The 14,043-nt window shown below is 58.8% G+C and carries 11 protein-coding genes; 4 read left to right on the top strand and 7 right to left on the bottom strand.

The window, feature by feature from the left end:
- Positions 1–66: 66 nt before the first annotated feature.
- Positions 67–1,425 (bottom strand): glutamine synthetase family protein, encoded by a 1,359-nt coding sequence (locus tag AC1DSG_RS18805; protein ID WP_477792228.1) that lies wholly within the window; start codon positions 1,423–1,425, stop codon positions 67–69.
- A gap of 161 nt (positions 1,426–1,586) precedes the next feature.
- Between AC1DSG_RS18805 and AC1DSG_RS18800 the strand changes: the two genes are divergently transcribed.
- Complete coding sequence (locus AC1DSG_RS18800; protein WP_477792227.1) at positions 1,587–2,504, top strand: helix-turn-helix domain-containing protein; 918 nt, start codon at positions 1,587–1,589, stop codon at positions 2,502–2,504.
- A gap of 21 nt (positions 2,505–2,525) precedes the next feature.
- On the opposite strand, the gene AC1DSG_RS18795 is transcribed toward AC1DSG_RS18800, so the two are convergent.
- Complete coding sequence (locus AC1DSG_RS18795) at positions 2,526–4,910, bottom strand: DUF3772 domain-containing protein (RefSeq protein ID WP_477792226.1); 2,385 nt, start codon at positions 4,908–4,910, stop codon at positions 2,526–2,528.
- 155 nt (positions 4,911–5,065) lie between these two features.
- Between AC1DSG_RS18795 and AC1DSG_RS18790 the strand changes: the two genes are divergently transcribed.
- Positions 5,066–5,521 carry a hypothetical protein gene (locus tag AC1DSG_RS18790; RefSeq protein ID WP_477792225.1) on the top strand — a complete coding sequence of 152 codons (456 nt, stop codon included), beginning with the start codon at positions 5,066–5,068 and terminating at the stop codon, positions 5,519–5,521.
- On the opposite strand, the gene AC1DSG_RS18785 is transcribed toward AC1DSG_RS18790, so the two are convergent.
- The 5 genes from AC1DSG_RS18785 to AC1DSG_RS18765 form a co-directional block, all read right to left on the bottom strand.
- Positions 5,506–6,534, bottom strand: a complete 1,029-nt coding sequence (locus AC1DSG_RS18785; protein ID WP_477792224.1) for a DUF2955 domain-containing protein — start codon at positions 6,532–6,534, stop codon at positions 5,506–5,508. The genes AC1DSG_RS18790 and AC1DSG_RS18785 overlap by 16 nt on opposite strands.
- Positions 6,524–7,651, bottom strand: a complete 1,128-nt coding sequence (locus AC1DSG_RS18780) for an HlyD family secretion protein (protein ID WP_477792223.1) — start codon at positions 7,649–7,651, stop codon at positions 6,524–6,526. The genes AC1DSG_RS18785 and AC1DSG_RS18780 overlap by 11 nt, the downstream gene beginning before the upstream one ends.
- 2 nt (positions 7,652–7,653) lie before the next feature.
- Positions 7,654–9,201, bottom strand: a complete 1,548-nt coding sequence (locus AC1DSG_RS18775) for an efflux transporter outer membrane subunit (protein WP_477792222.1) — start codon at positions 9,199–9,201, stop codon at positions 7,654–7,656.
- Positions 9,202–9,279: 78 nt separating this feature from the next.
- Positions 9,280–9,912, bottom strand: coding sequence for a response regulator (locus AC1DSG_RS18770; RefSeq protein WP_477792221.1), 633 nt, complete (start codon positions 9,910–9,912; stop codon positions 9,280–9,282).
- Positions 9,909–11,312, bottom strand: coding sequence for a cache domain-containing protein (locus tag AC1DSG_RS18765; protein WP_477792220.1), 1,404 nt, complete (start codon positions 11,310–11,312; stop codon positions 9,909–9,911). The genes AC1DSG_RS18770 and AC1DSG_RS18765 overlap by 4 nt, the downstream gene beginning before the upstream one ends.
- Before the next feature lie 293 nt (positions 11,313–11,605).
- Between AC1DSG_RS18765 and AC1DSG_RS18760 the strand changes: the two genes are divergently transcribed.
- Complete coding sequence (locus tag AC1DSG_RS18760) at positions 11,606–13,672, top strand: carbon starvation CstA family protein (protein WP_477792219.1); 2,067 nt, start codon at positions 11,606–11,608, stop codon at positions 13,670–13,672.
- A 14-nt stretch (positions 13,673–13,686) separates the two neighbouring features.
- Positions 13,687–13,887, top strand: coding sequence for a YbdD/YjiX family protein (locus AC1DSG_RS18755; RefSeq protein WP_046027284.1), 201 nt, complete (start codon positions 13,687–13,689; stop codon positions 13,885–13,887).
- Positions 13,888–14,043 lie beyond the last annotated feature (156 nt).

The following is a 14,043-nucleotide window of genomic DNA, read 5'->3' as shown; positions in this document are numbered from 1 at the left end:
GACGCGGAGCGTCCAGGGCTGCATTCCCACGCGGAGCGTGGGAACGATCGTTGCCGTGGCAAGTGTTTAAACGCTCATCATCAGGAATTCGCGCTCCCAGGAGCTGATCACCCGCTTGAAGTTCTCGTGCTCGGCACGCTTGACCGCGACGTAGCCGCGGACAAACTTGCTGCCCAGATATCGCTCGACAGTGGCGCATTCTTCCATCTGGGTCAGCGCGTCTTCGATGGTGATCGGCAGGCGCAGGTTGCGACGTTCATAGGCACGGCCTTGCACCGCTGCGCTCGGTTCGATGCGCTCAACCATGCCCAGGTAACCGCACAGCAAGCTGGCGGCAATCGCCAGGTACGGGTTGGCGTCGGCGCCTGGCAAACGGTTTTCCACACGCATCGCATCAGGCGATGAAGTCGGCACACGCAGGCCGACGGTACGGTTTTCTTCGCCCCATTCGACGTTGACCGGTGCCGAGGTGTCCGGCAGGAAGCGGCGGAACGAGTTCACATTGGGCGCGAACATCGGCAGTACTTTGGGGATGTACTTTTGCAGGCCGCCAATGTGGTGCAGGAATAACTCGCTCATGGAGCCATCGGCGTTGGCGAAAATCGGCTGGCCGGTGGCGATGTCGACCACGCTCTGGTGGATGTGCATGGCGCTGCCGGGCTCATCGCCAATCGGTTTGGCCATGAACGTTGCCGCGACGTTGTGCTTGAGCGCGGCTTCACGCAGGGTGCGCTTGAACACGGTGATTTGGTCCGCCAGGTCCAGTGCGTTGCCGTGACGGAAGTTGATTTCCATCTGCGCCGGGCCGTCCTCATGGATCAAGGTGTCAAGGTCCAGGCCCTGGAGTTCGCACCAGTCGTAGACGTCTTCGAACAGCGGATCGAATTCGTTGGCGGCGTCGATGGAAAACGACTGGCGGCCGCTTTCGGCGCGGCCCGAACGGCCCATCGGCGCTTTGAGTGGCAAGTCCGGGTCTTCGCAACGCTGGGTCAGGTAGAACTCCATTTCCGGCGCGACAATCGGCCGCCAACCTTTGTCGGTGTACAACTGCAGCACTTTCTTCAGTACGTTACGCGGCGACAATTCAATCGGGTTGCCGAACTTGTCGAAGGTATCGTGGATGACGATAGCGGTGGGCTCGATGGCCCATGGAATCACGTACACCGCGTCAGCGTCTGGCTTGCAGACCATATCGATGTCGGCCGGGTCGAGCAGGTCGTAGTAGATGTCGTCGTCGACAAAGTCCCCGGTTACCGTTTGCAAAAGCACACTTTCCGGCAGGCGCATGCCTCGCTCATGCAGGAACTTGTTGGTGGGTGCAATCTTGCCGCGTGCAATGCCGGTCAAGTCGCTGACCACACATTCGACTTCGGTAATCTTGTGATCTTTCAGCCACGTGAACAGCTGATCGAAAGGGACATTCATAAAGACCTCGTTATTGGTTTTATTAACGTCGGGGAGGGCGGCTTCATCCACCGCACTCTTCCCCTGAGACGCGTTGACGACTATCTTGGGCGAGCTTTGCGGTTCCATCTATCCACTTTAAGCAGCACCAAAACGCACCAAACGAGTGCGTAAGGTCTCCCATGTCAGCGTTCAGTTCGATACAGGTTCAAGCCTTCAACACCGAAGATGTCGCCGAGCAAATCCGCGCGACACCGGGTTGGGTACAGCACTACCAGCAAATGTCGCCGGGGCATTTCGCCGGGCGTGTGCGCTACCTGGACTTGCAAGGCGTGGAGATCTACGAAGAGCAGATGAACACCCGGGTCGAGCAGAATTTCAGCGCCCCTCAAGGTTCGCTTGCATTCTGTTTTGATCGCAGCGACAACGCGCTTTACCTGCTCAATGGCGAAAGCCGTAACATCTGGATCACCCCCGAGAACTATCAGGAAATCGCGGTGGTGTTCGGTCCTGAGTTTGTTCAGCGCCAGGGTTTGAACGTGGCGCATCTGGAAGGGTTGTTCATGTCGCCGCTGAACTCGGGGCAGAACGCATTGTTCAGCCGCTGGTTGAGCGGCACGCTGACCCGGCTGGGAGAAACGCTCGACCCACCGAGCAAGGAAACCTTGACGCAGCAGTTGCTGGAGGACTGTTTGTACATCCTCGACAACGCATCTGTTTGCCTCGATCGAGGTGGCTTACAGCGTCGCACCGAAGCGCGCACGATCATGAAACGCATCGGTGAGTGGGCCGCCGATTCCCCGGAAGAAACCCCCAACTTGCTGGAGCTTTCCCAGGTCGCCGGGGTTTCACTGCGCCAGATGCAGCATGCCTTCAAGGCCTTCACCGGGATGACGCCGACCCATTGGCTGCGCCTGCGCAGGCTTAACAATGCCCGTCGTGAATTGCTCAGCTGTACGCCCAACGAGACCACTGTCGCGCAAGTCGCGATGAATGGGTCGTTCTGGCATTTGGGCCGGTTTTCCAGCAGTTATCGGGCGTTGTTCAAAGAGTTGCCAAGCGAAACGCTTAAACGCGGCAGTCTGCGCAGATCGAACTAACCCCGTCTTTGTCCTTCAGCATTAGGTCCCCGGTTTGGCCAGTGCAATGCCCGCCGCACCCAGACGCTTCAATATCTCGAACAACAGGTCGCTTTTGGTGACGCCGACAATTCTCGGGCTGCTGACGTAACCGGTGATGGTCAAGATGATGCCATCCGGGCTGAGTTTGCTGAATCGCACAAATGCCGCCGGTTTATCGAGGATGTTTTCGTTCTGCTGGTAGCAGTCGTACAGCAAGTCTTTGACCTGCTCCGGGTCGATGTCCAGCGGGAACACCAGTTCAAGTGTCGCGACCCCTTGCGCACTGCCGCCCAGGGTCACGTTACGCAGGTTTTGCGAGATCAACTGCGAGTTGGGCACGATCACAATCGAGCGGTCGCTGAGTTGTATTTCGGTGGCCCTGACGTTGATGCGCCGGATATCACCTTCGACGCCGCTGATGCTGATCAGGTCGCCCACCTTGACCGGACGTTCGGTCAGCAGGATCAGGCCGGACACGAAGTTTTTGACGATTTCCTGCAAACCAAAACCGATACCGACCGACAGGGCACTGACGATCCACGCCAGGTTCGTCCATTCGATGCCTAGCGATGACAACGTCAGCAGAATCACCAGGATGTAGCCGACGTTGGCGAACAGTGTGCTCAGCGAGGCACACATGCCGGGGTCCATGTTGGTTTTCGGCAGGAATTCTTCATCGAGCCAGCGGCAGAGCGCCCGAATCAGGTAGACACCAACAAACAGGGCCAGGAGTGCATTGAGTAAGTGGCCCGGGATGATGTTCAGTTTGCGCAAGCCGTCGCCGCCGAGAATGGACAGCGCCTGTGTGACCAGTTGCCCGAGTGTGGTGCCAACGCCACCGACAAACAGTGAAATGACTGCCAACAGTAATAACGCCGCACGACCGGCCCCGGACAAGATGACCTCGGCTTGCTCAAGCCGCACATCGCCAACTCCCAGCAGTTGTTTAATCGCCTTGCCGCTGGGGCTCTTGGGTGAGAACAGGTACTCGCAACAGTCTTTGAACAACTGAATCAGGATGTAGAAGCCGGACAGGATGATGAATGCCCAGACCATTTCGTAAGTGATGAACCTTGCCAGGGAGACGTAACCGATCAACAGGGCGAAGATGGAGATAATCAGCGCGATAATCGTGCCGGAGTAAATCAGGCCGGCCAGGGTGCTACTCTCGTCAGAGGCATCGCCGGCGGCCACCACCACTCTTTGGGCGTGACTGGCACGGCGGAACAACAGGATCAGCAGTGCTGTGACCACCAGTGCGATCAAACCTCGTCCCAACAGCACAGCGGGGCCGCTCATGCCCGTGACATTGGTGATTTGCGCCACCGTTACTAATGTCAGCAGGGTACCGGCCAGTATTTTGGGGTAGGGCTTCATCGCCTCGGCGACGGAATCGGCGATATCCGGTAGCCGCCAGGAGGGGTGTTGGTTCGCCAGCATTGCCCGGCTCAACCCGGTGATCAGGACGCAGGTATAAACGAGTTTTTCGAATTCTTCGGCGAAGGTCTGCATCATGGGCGACAACGGCTGTTGTCGCGTGAGCGCATAAAACACCAATTGCAACGCAAAGGCAGTGGTCAACACGGTTGCAAATACCGACGCCAGCGCCAGCGCGCTTCGACGCAATCGCCCGACAGGCAGGCGATTTATGCAAATCCAGGTCAGCCCCTCATCAGCCACTCTACGGCCCCAGATCCAGATGCCCACGGCCAGCACTATCAGCAGGCCCGTAGACAGTCGTTCGCCAGGTTGCCAGGCGGCCGCGACGACTTTATTGGTCTGTTCAAAGAAATCGTTGAGGCGCTGGCGATCTTCCATCAGCGGATTGATCAACGGCTCCCAAAAATCCCGCGCCAGGATGCTGCCGCTGCGTAGCGTGACTTCGCTTTCCAGCAGGCTGCGCCGAATGGCGGCAATTTGAGTCAGCAGTTCGACGGCGCTGGCTCTTAAGGCCGCCAGGTTTTTCAAGGTGGCATCGATGGTTTTCTTTTGCTCGGAAATATCGGTCCTTTGCGTGGTGATGTCCGATTTCTCTACTGCGACATCGCCGAGAGAGACGGGGCCGCTCAACACATCAAGTTGAGCTTGTAATTGTTTTTGTTCGGGCAACAGCGATGACTGCAGGGTATCCACGTCCTTGATAAACACCTGAACGGAATCTTGCAGGCCGACCATCAGGGTGACGTTATTGGCCACTGAAACCTGTTGTTTAATCAGGTCCAGGCGCATTTGCAGGTCTTGCAGTTCACTACGGGACACCACCACCGGCGGTGCTTCTGAGGCAATGATTGAGGACGGCGTCGGTTCAACAGCGGATAGCGCTGCGCCACTTTGCACCAGCAGCGCGAGGGCGGCGAAAATCACAGACATCAATGTATGACGCATAGGCGTGCCCGGCTCCGTTTTTTGGTCACTCAGCTTATGAGGTTAGGTCATCAGCACAAAACGATCGAAAAGTTTCATGATCTACACTGCTATATGCTTAATCACACGCGGGATCGGTGGGCAACAGCTCACGGGATGTCGCGCAGGAGGTCATCATGCATAAGTTGTCTTCCATCAGCCTGTGCGTTGCGTTGTCGGTGTCATCTGCCCAAGGCTGGGCTGAAACCGTGGTGCCGACCAAGGGCCAGAGTTCGCAACAAACCCAATTGGACATCAACGAATGCCATAGCGTGGCAGCCAGTCAGGCGGCTTCGACTGACACTTCTAAATCGGGAGGAAGGATGCGTGGAGCGGCGGTCGGCGCTGCGGCCGGGGCTGTCGCAGCCGAAACGCGCGGGCGCCAGCATGACGAGTTTTACGACGGCGCCAACGACGACGTGAAGCAGGAGTATCGCCAGGATCAGGCTAAAGGCGCGGCGGCAGCCGGCGTCGTGGTCGGCGGTTCGCGTCAGCGTCAGGAGCGCCGGGCTGATGAGAAAACCAGCGCTGCCACCACATCAACGGCCTATACCAGTTGCCTGCAAGGGAAGGGGTATCAGGTGACGCCCTGAGCTTGCGCCTGGGGTTGCCGGTCAAGCAACCGGACCATCAGACAGGCATACAGCGTGACCGCGAAGAACAGCCCCATGCGCACGGCGAAGGCGGTGTAGACGTCTTTACCCAAAGCGCTGTCCTGTACTGACTGGCCCAGCAGAATGATCAAGGTGATAAAGGTGTTGAGCCATAACCCCGGACCAAACCGGCTAGTGCTCAGGGCATACAGCTTGCGCGCCAGTATCAGGCCGAACAGCAGCGTCCACAGGTAGAACATCCACAGGTGCACAAACAGGCTCAGTGCGCACCAGAACACGATAGCCAACAAACCGCCGAGCAAGGTGGCGCCGACCAGCTCGCGACCGGCATTGCGGGCGTTGGTGGTGTTGCATTGCTGACCCAGGCCGACCGCCTTCAGGATAATCGGCAGATAGCTCGCCGGGTCGATCATGGCCAGCAGGAACGTCGGCAACACAATCAAGGTGGCACGCAACGCAATCCGACTGGCTTCTTCGCCCACCGGCGGTTTGGCAGCGGGCGGCGACGGCGCATCGGCTGGCTCGGGAAAAAGCCAATGGCTGAGCCCAACCACCATCACCGCCATCAACAAACCCTTGACCAGCGCCCCAATGACCATTGCCGCCGCTTCGAACTCGGCGACGCCTGCTGACGAAATCATGGTCAGGCCCATCACCAACAAGGTCACGATCAGGTTATTGCCACCACTGAGCCCCCACCGGAAGACCAAAAACAGGCTGACCGTGACCAGCAGCACGCCGGTCACCGGGTAGTAGCGCAGGATCGGGATCAAGAGCAGGCCGATACCGGTAGTCAGCATCGCGACCAGCGCGAGAACGATCGCCGCCTTGAAGGGCAACGGGCGATTGACCGAAGCCAGGAGAATCAGGCACAGCACGGGCGCGAGAAACGGTATCGGCAAAGCCAGGCCGAAACTGATGGCCAGGCAGAGCGCCGTGCCAGTGGCCAACCGTAAGGCACGCTGCTCCCGTGGGGAACGTTTAGTAGGCATAAGACAACCAGCTCATCAGGCCTAAATAGGCCCGGCCAAGCGGGTTGAGCAGATTGCCTTCCGAGGGGAAGGCCATGACTTCAGCCTGCCCACCGGCACGAATGGCACCACTGCCCAGCAGCGCGCTCTTAGACTCCGGGGAAAACTCGATGACCACCGGGAATCGTTGTGCGGGTCGCAGCCAGTCCCGACTGTTTTGTATGCCGGGCAAGGTGCCTGGCGGGGCCGGCTGCCCGACGCTGATGCCATAACCGACACTGCGTACATGGCCGGAGTAGACTTCGCCCGGCAGCGAATCGAGCACAATGGACACCGGTGTGTCGGGTTTGACATGACCGAGATTGTTCTCGGTCATGTCGGCAGTGATCCAGATGTCCTGAATGGTAATCAGGGTCATGACCGGGCCGCCCGCCGAGACGAATTGCCCGACATCGGTGCGCAGGTCGGTGATCAGCCCCTCCGAGCGCGCTCGTGTTTGCGTGTTGGAAAGGTCCAGTTCGGCTTTTGACAGGGTCGTAGCGGCACTGCGCAACTTGGCGTTGACGTCTTCGCCGCCGCCTTCCGTTTCTTTGGCTCGTTCTACTTCGGCACGGGCGGCGGCTGTTTGACTGACTGCCGCGTCGCGGGTAGTGCGTGACATTTCCAGCACGCGCACGGAGATAGTCCCGGGGTCTTCACGGTACAACCCTTCGAGACGCTGATTCTCCTGACGCGCCTTGGTTTCATTGGCTTGGGCGGCGCGCAATGCCGCTTGTGCCGAGGCAATCCCCGCGGTGCTGGCCCCTAATTGCCGGCGTGCTGTCTCCAGGTCGGCGCGGGCGCGTTCGACGGCAATCTGATAGGGCACCGGATCCACCGCAAAGAGCACTTCGCCAGCCTTGACGATCTGATTGTTGTGTACGTTCACCCGGATCACCTTGCCCGCGACTTCCGACGCCACCGGAATGACGAAGGCGCCCACACGCGCTTGTTGCGTATACGGCGTGAACCGGTCGGCCAACAAGTACCAGACCAGGCTCAGGATGATCAGTATCAACACCCACTTGATGCCTTTTTTCACCGGATCGGCCGCTACCGGTTCGGAGGCGTCGGGGGAGGGCTGCGAGGCTTCACTCATGGTTATTTTCCTTGGTCTGGCAGCGGGTAAGCGGGCAGTGCGGCGGCGGGATCTTCAAGCATGTTGCCCCAGTCTGTGCGTTCTTCCATCACGTGGCGGGTGGCCGAGTCCACATACGGCTGGGCGGAGTACCAACCACCGCCCAAGGCCTTGTAGAGGGCGATGACATTGCTGACCGCGTTCCCGCGTGCGAGCAGGTAATTGTCCTGTTGTTCGAGCAATGCGCGTTGAGCGTCCAGCACCCGTTGGAAGTCGGCGTAACCTTCCCGGAATTGCACGCTGGCCAGCACCAGCGAACGTTCGGCTGCCCCTCCGGCGTCGCGCAGGATGCGTTCGCTCTCCAATGACTGGATCAGGCCATTGGCCGCATCATCGGCTTCACGAGCGGCCTGGCGAACTTTATCCCGGTAGGCTTCGATCAACTGCTGCAACCGCGCGTCCTGGACGCGCACGTTGTTGGTGATCTGCCCGTGATCGAACACATTCCAGCGCAGACTGGGGCCACCGATCAGGTCCAGGCTGCTGGAGGTGCCATTGATAGAGTCCGCCGACCAGACAATGCTGCCGAGCAGCGTCAGCGACGGATAGAAATCGGTTTCGGCCACGCCGACCAATGCCCCTTGGGCGGCGACGTTGAGTTCGGCGGCGCGTACGTCAGGCCGGCGCAGTAGCAGGTTGGACGGCACATCTTGCAGCACGGCGCGATCGACCAGCGGGATCAGGGTGTCGTTATCGATCACCTGTGGCAGGCTGCCCGGCGGTTGCCCGATCAGCACAGCCAAGGCATTACGGGTGCGTTGCAACTGGTCCAGGAGGTTGGGAATAGTGGCCAACGTGCCCAAGTATTGGGTTTTGGCCTGTTGCAAATCGAGTTCGGCGTCCTGGCCGCTGTTGAACAGTTTTTCGGTGATCTCGAAATTGCGCTTTTGCTGAGCGGCGTTTTGACGTGCGACACGCAAACGGGCGTCTGTGGTGCGCAACAAATAATAGGTGTCCGCCACCTGGGCGCGCAGCAATACCAGGGCGTCTTCATAGTTGGCCTGGGCGGAAAAATAAGCTGCATCGGCCGACTCGATGGCGCGACTGAAACGCCCCCAGAAGTCGAGTTCCCAGCCGATGTCAAACGAAGCACTGTGCTGCCACAAATTGGAGTCTTGCGGATTGTTGCCACCATATTGGTGACGGTCAATATACAAATTGTCGGTGCCGACTTGCTGCAGTTGTGGGTACAACCCGGCTTGCGTAATGCCCAGTTGGGCGCGGGATTCCATCACGCGCAAACCGGCTATTTTAAGGCTGGAGTTGTAAGCATCCGCTTGTGCAATCAGTTTGTTGAGCACCGGGTCGCGGAAGATATGCCACCACTGTCGCAGATCCGGATTAGGCCCACGCTGGCTGGATTGCTCAAGGGCAGAGGTGTCCCATGTTTTGATCCACGCCTCACCTGGTGGCTGGAAGTCCGGTCCCAGACGAATACAACCGCTCAGGGCCAGCGCCCCCAGCAGTATGAGATGGCCTGGCTGCAACTTAAGGGATAGACCTTGGGGCATTGCGCTGTGTCCAGCCAAGAAAGATTACTGGAGCATAGACGGCCGAGAGAATTGTCGAGTGATCAGCGTTTTATTTTCTTACCGCGAAATAATCCCGTGATCGATTGCGTATTTGACCAGCGCCGCCGGCTTGTCGATATTGAGTTTGCGGCGGATGCTCAGACGATGGGTTTCTACCGTCCGCACACTGATGTCCAGTTCGCGGGCCATTTCCTTGTTGTTCAGGCCCTGGGCCATTTTGTACAACACTTGGCTCTCGCGCGGCGTGAGCTCGTTGTCCGTGCTTTTATCGGCGATGAGCCGCTGGGCAATTTCGGCGCTGTAGAACGTGCCACCGCTGGCAATGGCTTCGATGGCTGCAATGATTTCCCGCGACGGAGAGTTTTTCAGCACATAACCACTGGCGCCCGCACGAACCGATTCGCTCACGTATTCGTAATTGTCGTACATGCTCAGCATCAGCACCTTGAGCGACGGGTACTGGCTGCGTAGCACACGCGTCAGTTCAAGGCCGTTCATGTCGCGCAAGCTGATGTCGACCAGCAACAAATCCGGCTGGCTGCGCCCGACCATCTCGATCGCCTGCGCACCGTTTTCAGCTTCACCCACCACTTCCAGCGGTGCCATGACCGCCAGCAGCRCTTTGRTCCCGTCACGGACCAGGGAGTGATCGTCGACCAGGGCGACGCGGATCGGGTAGGGCAGGCTCATCGCGGGTATTCACTCTTGTTGTAAGGGGTCGGCCAACGTTTAGTTGCGGGCGCTTTCATTGGCAGTTGCACGTCCAGTTCACTTCTTCCAGGCATCGATATCAGCTCGAAACGCCCGCCAAAATGCTCGACCCGTTCACGGATATTACGCAGGCCAATGCCCGCATGGCCACGTTCAACCTGAGCGACGTTAAAACCGATACCGTCATCCACTACGCTCAGTCGTACTGATTCTTCAGCGCCTTTCAGGGTGATGGATACGTGTTTGGCCTGGGCGTGGCGTTCGATATTGGTCAGGCCTTCCTGCACAATCCGGAATAACGCAACCGCCGCGCCATCGACCAGGTGACAGTCGAATTCATTGTCGTCATACGTCACTTTCAGGCCGCTGCGTTGCTCGAATTCGGCAGCGAGTTGGCCGATGGCTGCCGGCAGGCCCAGTGTGTCGAGCAACGAGGAACGCAGGTCGTGCGAGAGGCTGCGGACCTCGCCAATGGCTTCGCCCAGGCGCTCGGTGGCGTCCTTCAACGTGCTAACCCCCTTGTCATGCCCTTGTTCATTTTCAAGTAAATGGCTGGCCAGTTCGAAGCGAAACTTGATCGACACCAGCAACTGGCTAATGCCATCGTGCAGCTCCCGGGATACCCGTGATCGCTCTTCTTCCTGCAGGCTGACGATACGTTGGGTCAGCCGTTGGAGCTTTTTATCCGCCAGGCGATGCTCGCTGACATTCAGCGTCATGCCGCTGGCAAACACAAACAGCACCGCTATAAGCGCCACGACGGCAATTGCCAGCATGGTTTTGCGGATGCCCTGAGCCACTTCGTCACGCGCCTGTTGGGTGGCGTGCTCAACGTCCTCCAGGTAAATGCCGGTGCCGAGCATCCAGCCCCAATGGTCCAGCATCACCACATAAGCGAGCTTGTCGGAAACCTGGCCGGAGGAGGGTTTGTTCCACGCGTAGCGTTGAAAGCCTTCGCCCGATTGCGCACTTTTGAGCAGTGCCTGAATCACCGGCAATCCATGCGCGTCTTTCATGTCCCACAGGTACTTGCCCACCAGTTCGGTCTGGCGCGCGTGCATCAGGCTGCGGCCTTCGCGGTCGTAGACGAAGAAGTAGCCGTTGATGCCGAAGCTGAGTTTGCGCAGCTCTTCCAGGACTTGCTGTTGGGCGTGCGCGTCTCCGTGGCCGTCGTCGTAAAGCGGCGCGATCAGGCTTTGCGCCATTTCGACGTAGTTTTTAAGTTCGGCTCGCTTGCTGGCCAGAATGCTGTCCTCGATCAGCTGCGCCTGTTGATCGCCGAGTTGGCGGTTCAGCGAAATCACCAGCGCGCAGATCACCGCGATGGCCAATACCAGCGGCAGAATCCCGAGCGCGACGATTTTGTGTTTGAGCTGCATCCTGGCTCCTGACCGAGGGAAAGCAAAGGCCCGGCATCATAGGCCAAAACCTGTGGGAGCGAGCCTGCTCGCGAATGCCATCTGTCATTCAATATCAATGTCGCCTGATACACCGCCCCTAGGTAACCCACAGGGGATCAACTCCGTCTACGTAGAACTACGTAGACGGCGCGTACGTAGTAACGCGGATTTATTTGTAGACGCCATGCGGGGATATTGGGCCAGCTCCGCATTGCGGACACAATTATAAAAATTACCGCCGCAGTCCACAGGCTGTCGGCAGGAGACACGCTATGCCCCGTCTGGCTAAACACCTCGCCTGGTTTGCCGTGGCTGTTCTCGGAGCGTTTGCGCTAAGTGTCGTGGCCCTGCGCCGCGGCGAAGCGATCAACGCCCTCTGGATCGTCGTCGCAGCCGTCGCCATCTACCTCGTTGCTTACCGCTATTACAGCCTGTTCATCGCCACCAAGGTGATGCAACTGGACCCCAATCGTGCCACGCCCGCGGTCATCAATAACGATGGCCTGGACTACGTGCCGACCAATAAACACGTACTGTTCGGTCACCACTTCGCGGCCATTGCCGGCGCCGGGCCTCTGGTTGGGCCGGTGTTGGCAGCGCAGATGGGCTACCTGCCCGGTACGCTGTGGCTGATCGCCGGCGTCGTGCTGGCGGGAGCGGTTCAGGACTTCATGATCCTGTTCCTGTCCACGCGCCGTAACGGTCGTTCTCTGGGCGACATGGTCCGTGAAGAAATGGGCCGCATTCCCGGCACCATCGCGCTGTTTGGCTGCTTCCTGATCATGGTCATCATCCTCGCGGTGCTGGCGCTGATCGTGGTCAAAGCCCTGGCCGAGAGCCCATGGGGCATTTTCACGGTGATTGCGACCATTCCGATTGCGATGTTCATGGGCATCTACATGCGCTACATCCGCCCGGGCCGCATTGGTGAGATCTCCGTGATCGGCGTGCTATTGCTGCTGGGTTCGATCTGGATGGGTGGGCAGATTGCTGCTGATCCGGTCTGGGCCAAGGCCTTTACCTTCACTGGTATTCAGATCACCTGGATGTTGATTGGCTACGGTTTTGTCGCTGCAGTGTTGCCGGTATGGCTGATTCTGGCCCCGCGTGACTACCTGTCGACCTTCCTGAAAATCGGCACCATCGTCGCCTTGGCCATCGGTATTCTGGTGACCATGCCTGATCTGAAAATGCCAGCACTGACCCAATTCATCGACGGCACCGGGCCCGTGTGGAAAGGCGGTCTGTTCCCGTTCCTGTTCATCACCATCGCCTGTGGCGCGGTCTCGGGTTTCCACTCGCTGATCGCTTCCGGCACCACGCCGAAGCTGTTGGCCAGTGAAGGTCATGCCCGTTACATCGGTTACGGCGGCATGCTGATGGAATCGTTCGTGGCCATCATGGCGATGGTTGCCGCCTCGGTGATCGAGCCGGGCGTGTACTTTGCGATGAACAGTCCGGCGGCTTTGGTCGGTGCGGATGCTGTTTCCGTCGCTCAAACCGTCAGCAGCTGGGGTTTTGCAATTACCCCGGAAGCCCTGCARGCGGTGGCCAAGGACATTGGYGAAACCAGCATCCTGGCCCGTGCCGGCGGTGCACCGACCCTGGCAGTCGGCATCGCGCAGATCCTGCACCAGCTGTTGCCGGGTGAAAACACCATGGCGTTCTGGTACCACTTCGCGATCCTGTTTGAAGCGCTGTTCATCCTGACTGCTGTCGACGCCGGTACCCGTGCCGGTCGCTTCATGCTCCAGGATTTGCTCGGTTCCTTCGTGCCGGCGCTGAAACGTACCGATTCCTGGACCGCCAACCTGATCGCCACCGCCGGCTGCGTGGCGATGTGGGGTTACTTGCTGTACCAAGGCGTGATCGACCCATTGGGCGGGATCAACACCTTGTGGCCGCTGTTCGGTATCTCTAACCAGATGTTGGCGGGTATCGCGCTGATGTTGGCGACCGTTGTACTGATCAAGATGAAGCGCCAGCGCTATGTCTGGGTGACCATGCTGCCAGCGGTCTGGCTGCTGATCTGCACCGTGACTGCGGGCTACATCAAGCTGTTCGACTCCAACCCGGCCATTGGTTTCCTGGCCTTGGCCAAGAAGTACAGCGACGCACTGGCCAACGGTCAAGTGCTGGCGCCGGCAAAGAGCATTGATCAGATGCAGCACGTGATCTACAACGCCTACACCAATGCCACACTGACGGCGCTGTTCCTGTTCGTGGTCTTCAGCATCCTGTTCTTTGCCCTCAAGGTCGGTATTGCCGCCTGGGGTACCCAGGAACGCACGGATAAAGAAGCGCCTTACCAGRCGATTCCGGCGATTCCGCAGGCTTGATGTGGGGGTGGTTCATGTTCAATGACCTCAGTCGCCTCGGTAAATACCTCGGTCAGGCCGCACGCCTGATGGTGGGCATGCCGGATTACGACACCTACGTCGAGCACATGCAGAACAAGCACCCGGACAAACCGGTGATGAGCTACGAGGTGTTCTTCCGCGAACGCCAGGAAGCCCGTTACGGGGGCGGGAACGGACAGACGCGCTGCTGTTGATTGCCTGATGAGTACATAAAAAACCCGGCCGATGAGGCTAATGCCAGTCAGTTAAGCTGACTGGCATTTTTCTTTCTGATCGGATACTTCGGGGATTTGAGCCTGATAGCCCGGGGGTAGATGCGCTCCTCTCGCCGATGAGGCAGGACGTAATGC

The organism is Pseudomonas sp. P5_A12 (assembly GCF_056400685.1).
Note: the sequence above shows the minus strand (reverse complement) of the source record. Positions and strands in the feature narration are given on the sequence as shown.

Coding starts and splice junctions, on each gene's coding strand:
- AC1DSG_RS18755 (WP_046027284.1), top strand. CDS start 13,687: ATGTTCAATGACCTCAGTCGCCTCGGTAAATACCTCGGTCAGGCCGCA.
- AC1DSG_RS18775 (WP_477792222.1), bottom strand. CDS start 9,201: ATGCCCCAAGGTCTATCCCTTAAGTTGCAGCCAGGCCATCTCATACTG.
- AC1DSG_RS18795 (WP_477792226.1), bottom strand. CDS start 4,910: ATGCGTCATACATTGATGTCTGTGATTTTCGCCGCCCTCGCGCTGCTG.
- AC1DSG_RS18805 (WP_477792228.1), bottom strand. CDS start 1,425: ATGAATGTCCCTTTCGATCAGCTGTTCACGTGGCTGAAAGATCACAAG.
- AC1DSG_RS18790 (WP_477792225.1), top strand. CDS start 5,066: ATGCATAAGTTGTCTTCCATCAGCCTGTGCGTTGCGTTGTCGGTGTCA.
- AC1DSG_RS18800 (WP_477792227.1), top strand. CDS start 1,587: ATGTCAGCGTTCAGTTCGATACAGGTTCAAGCCTTCAACACCGAAGAT.
- AC1DSG_RS18780 (WP_477792223.1), bottom strand. CDS start 7,651: ATGAGTGAAGCCTCGCAGCCCTCCCCCGACGCCTCCGAACCGGTAGCG.
- AC1DSG_RS18785 (WP_477792224.1), bottom strand. CDS start 6,534: ATGCCTACTAAACGTTCCCCACGGGAGCAGCGTGCCTTACGGTTGGCC.
- AC1DSG_RS18765 (WP_477792220.1), bottom strand. CDS start 11,312: ATGCAGCTCAAACACAAAATCGTCGCGCTCGGGATTCTGCCGCTGGTA.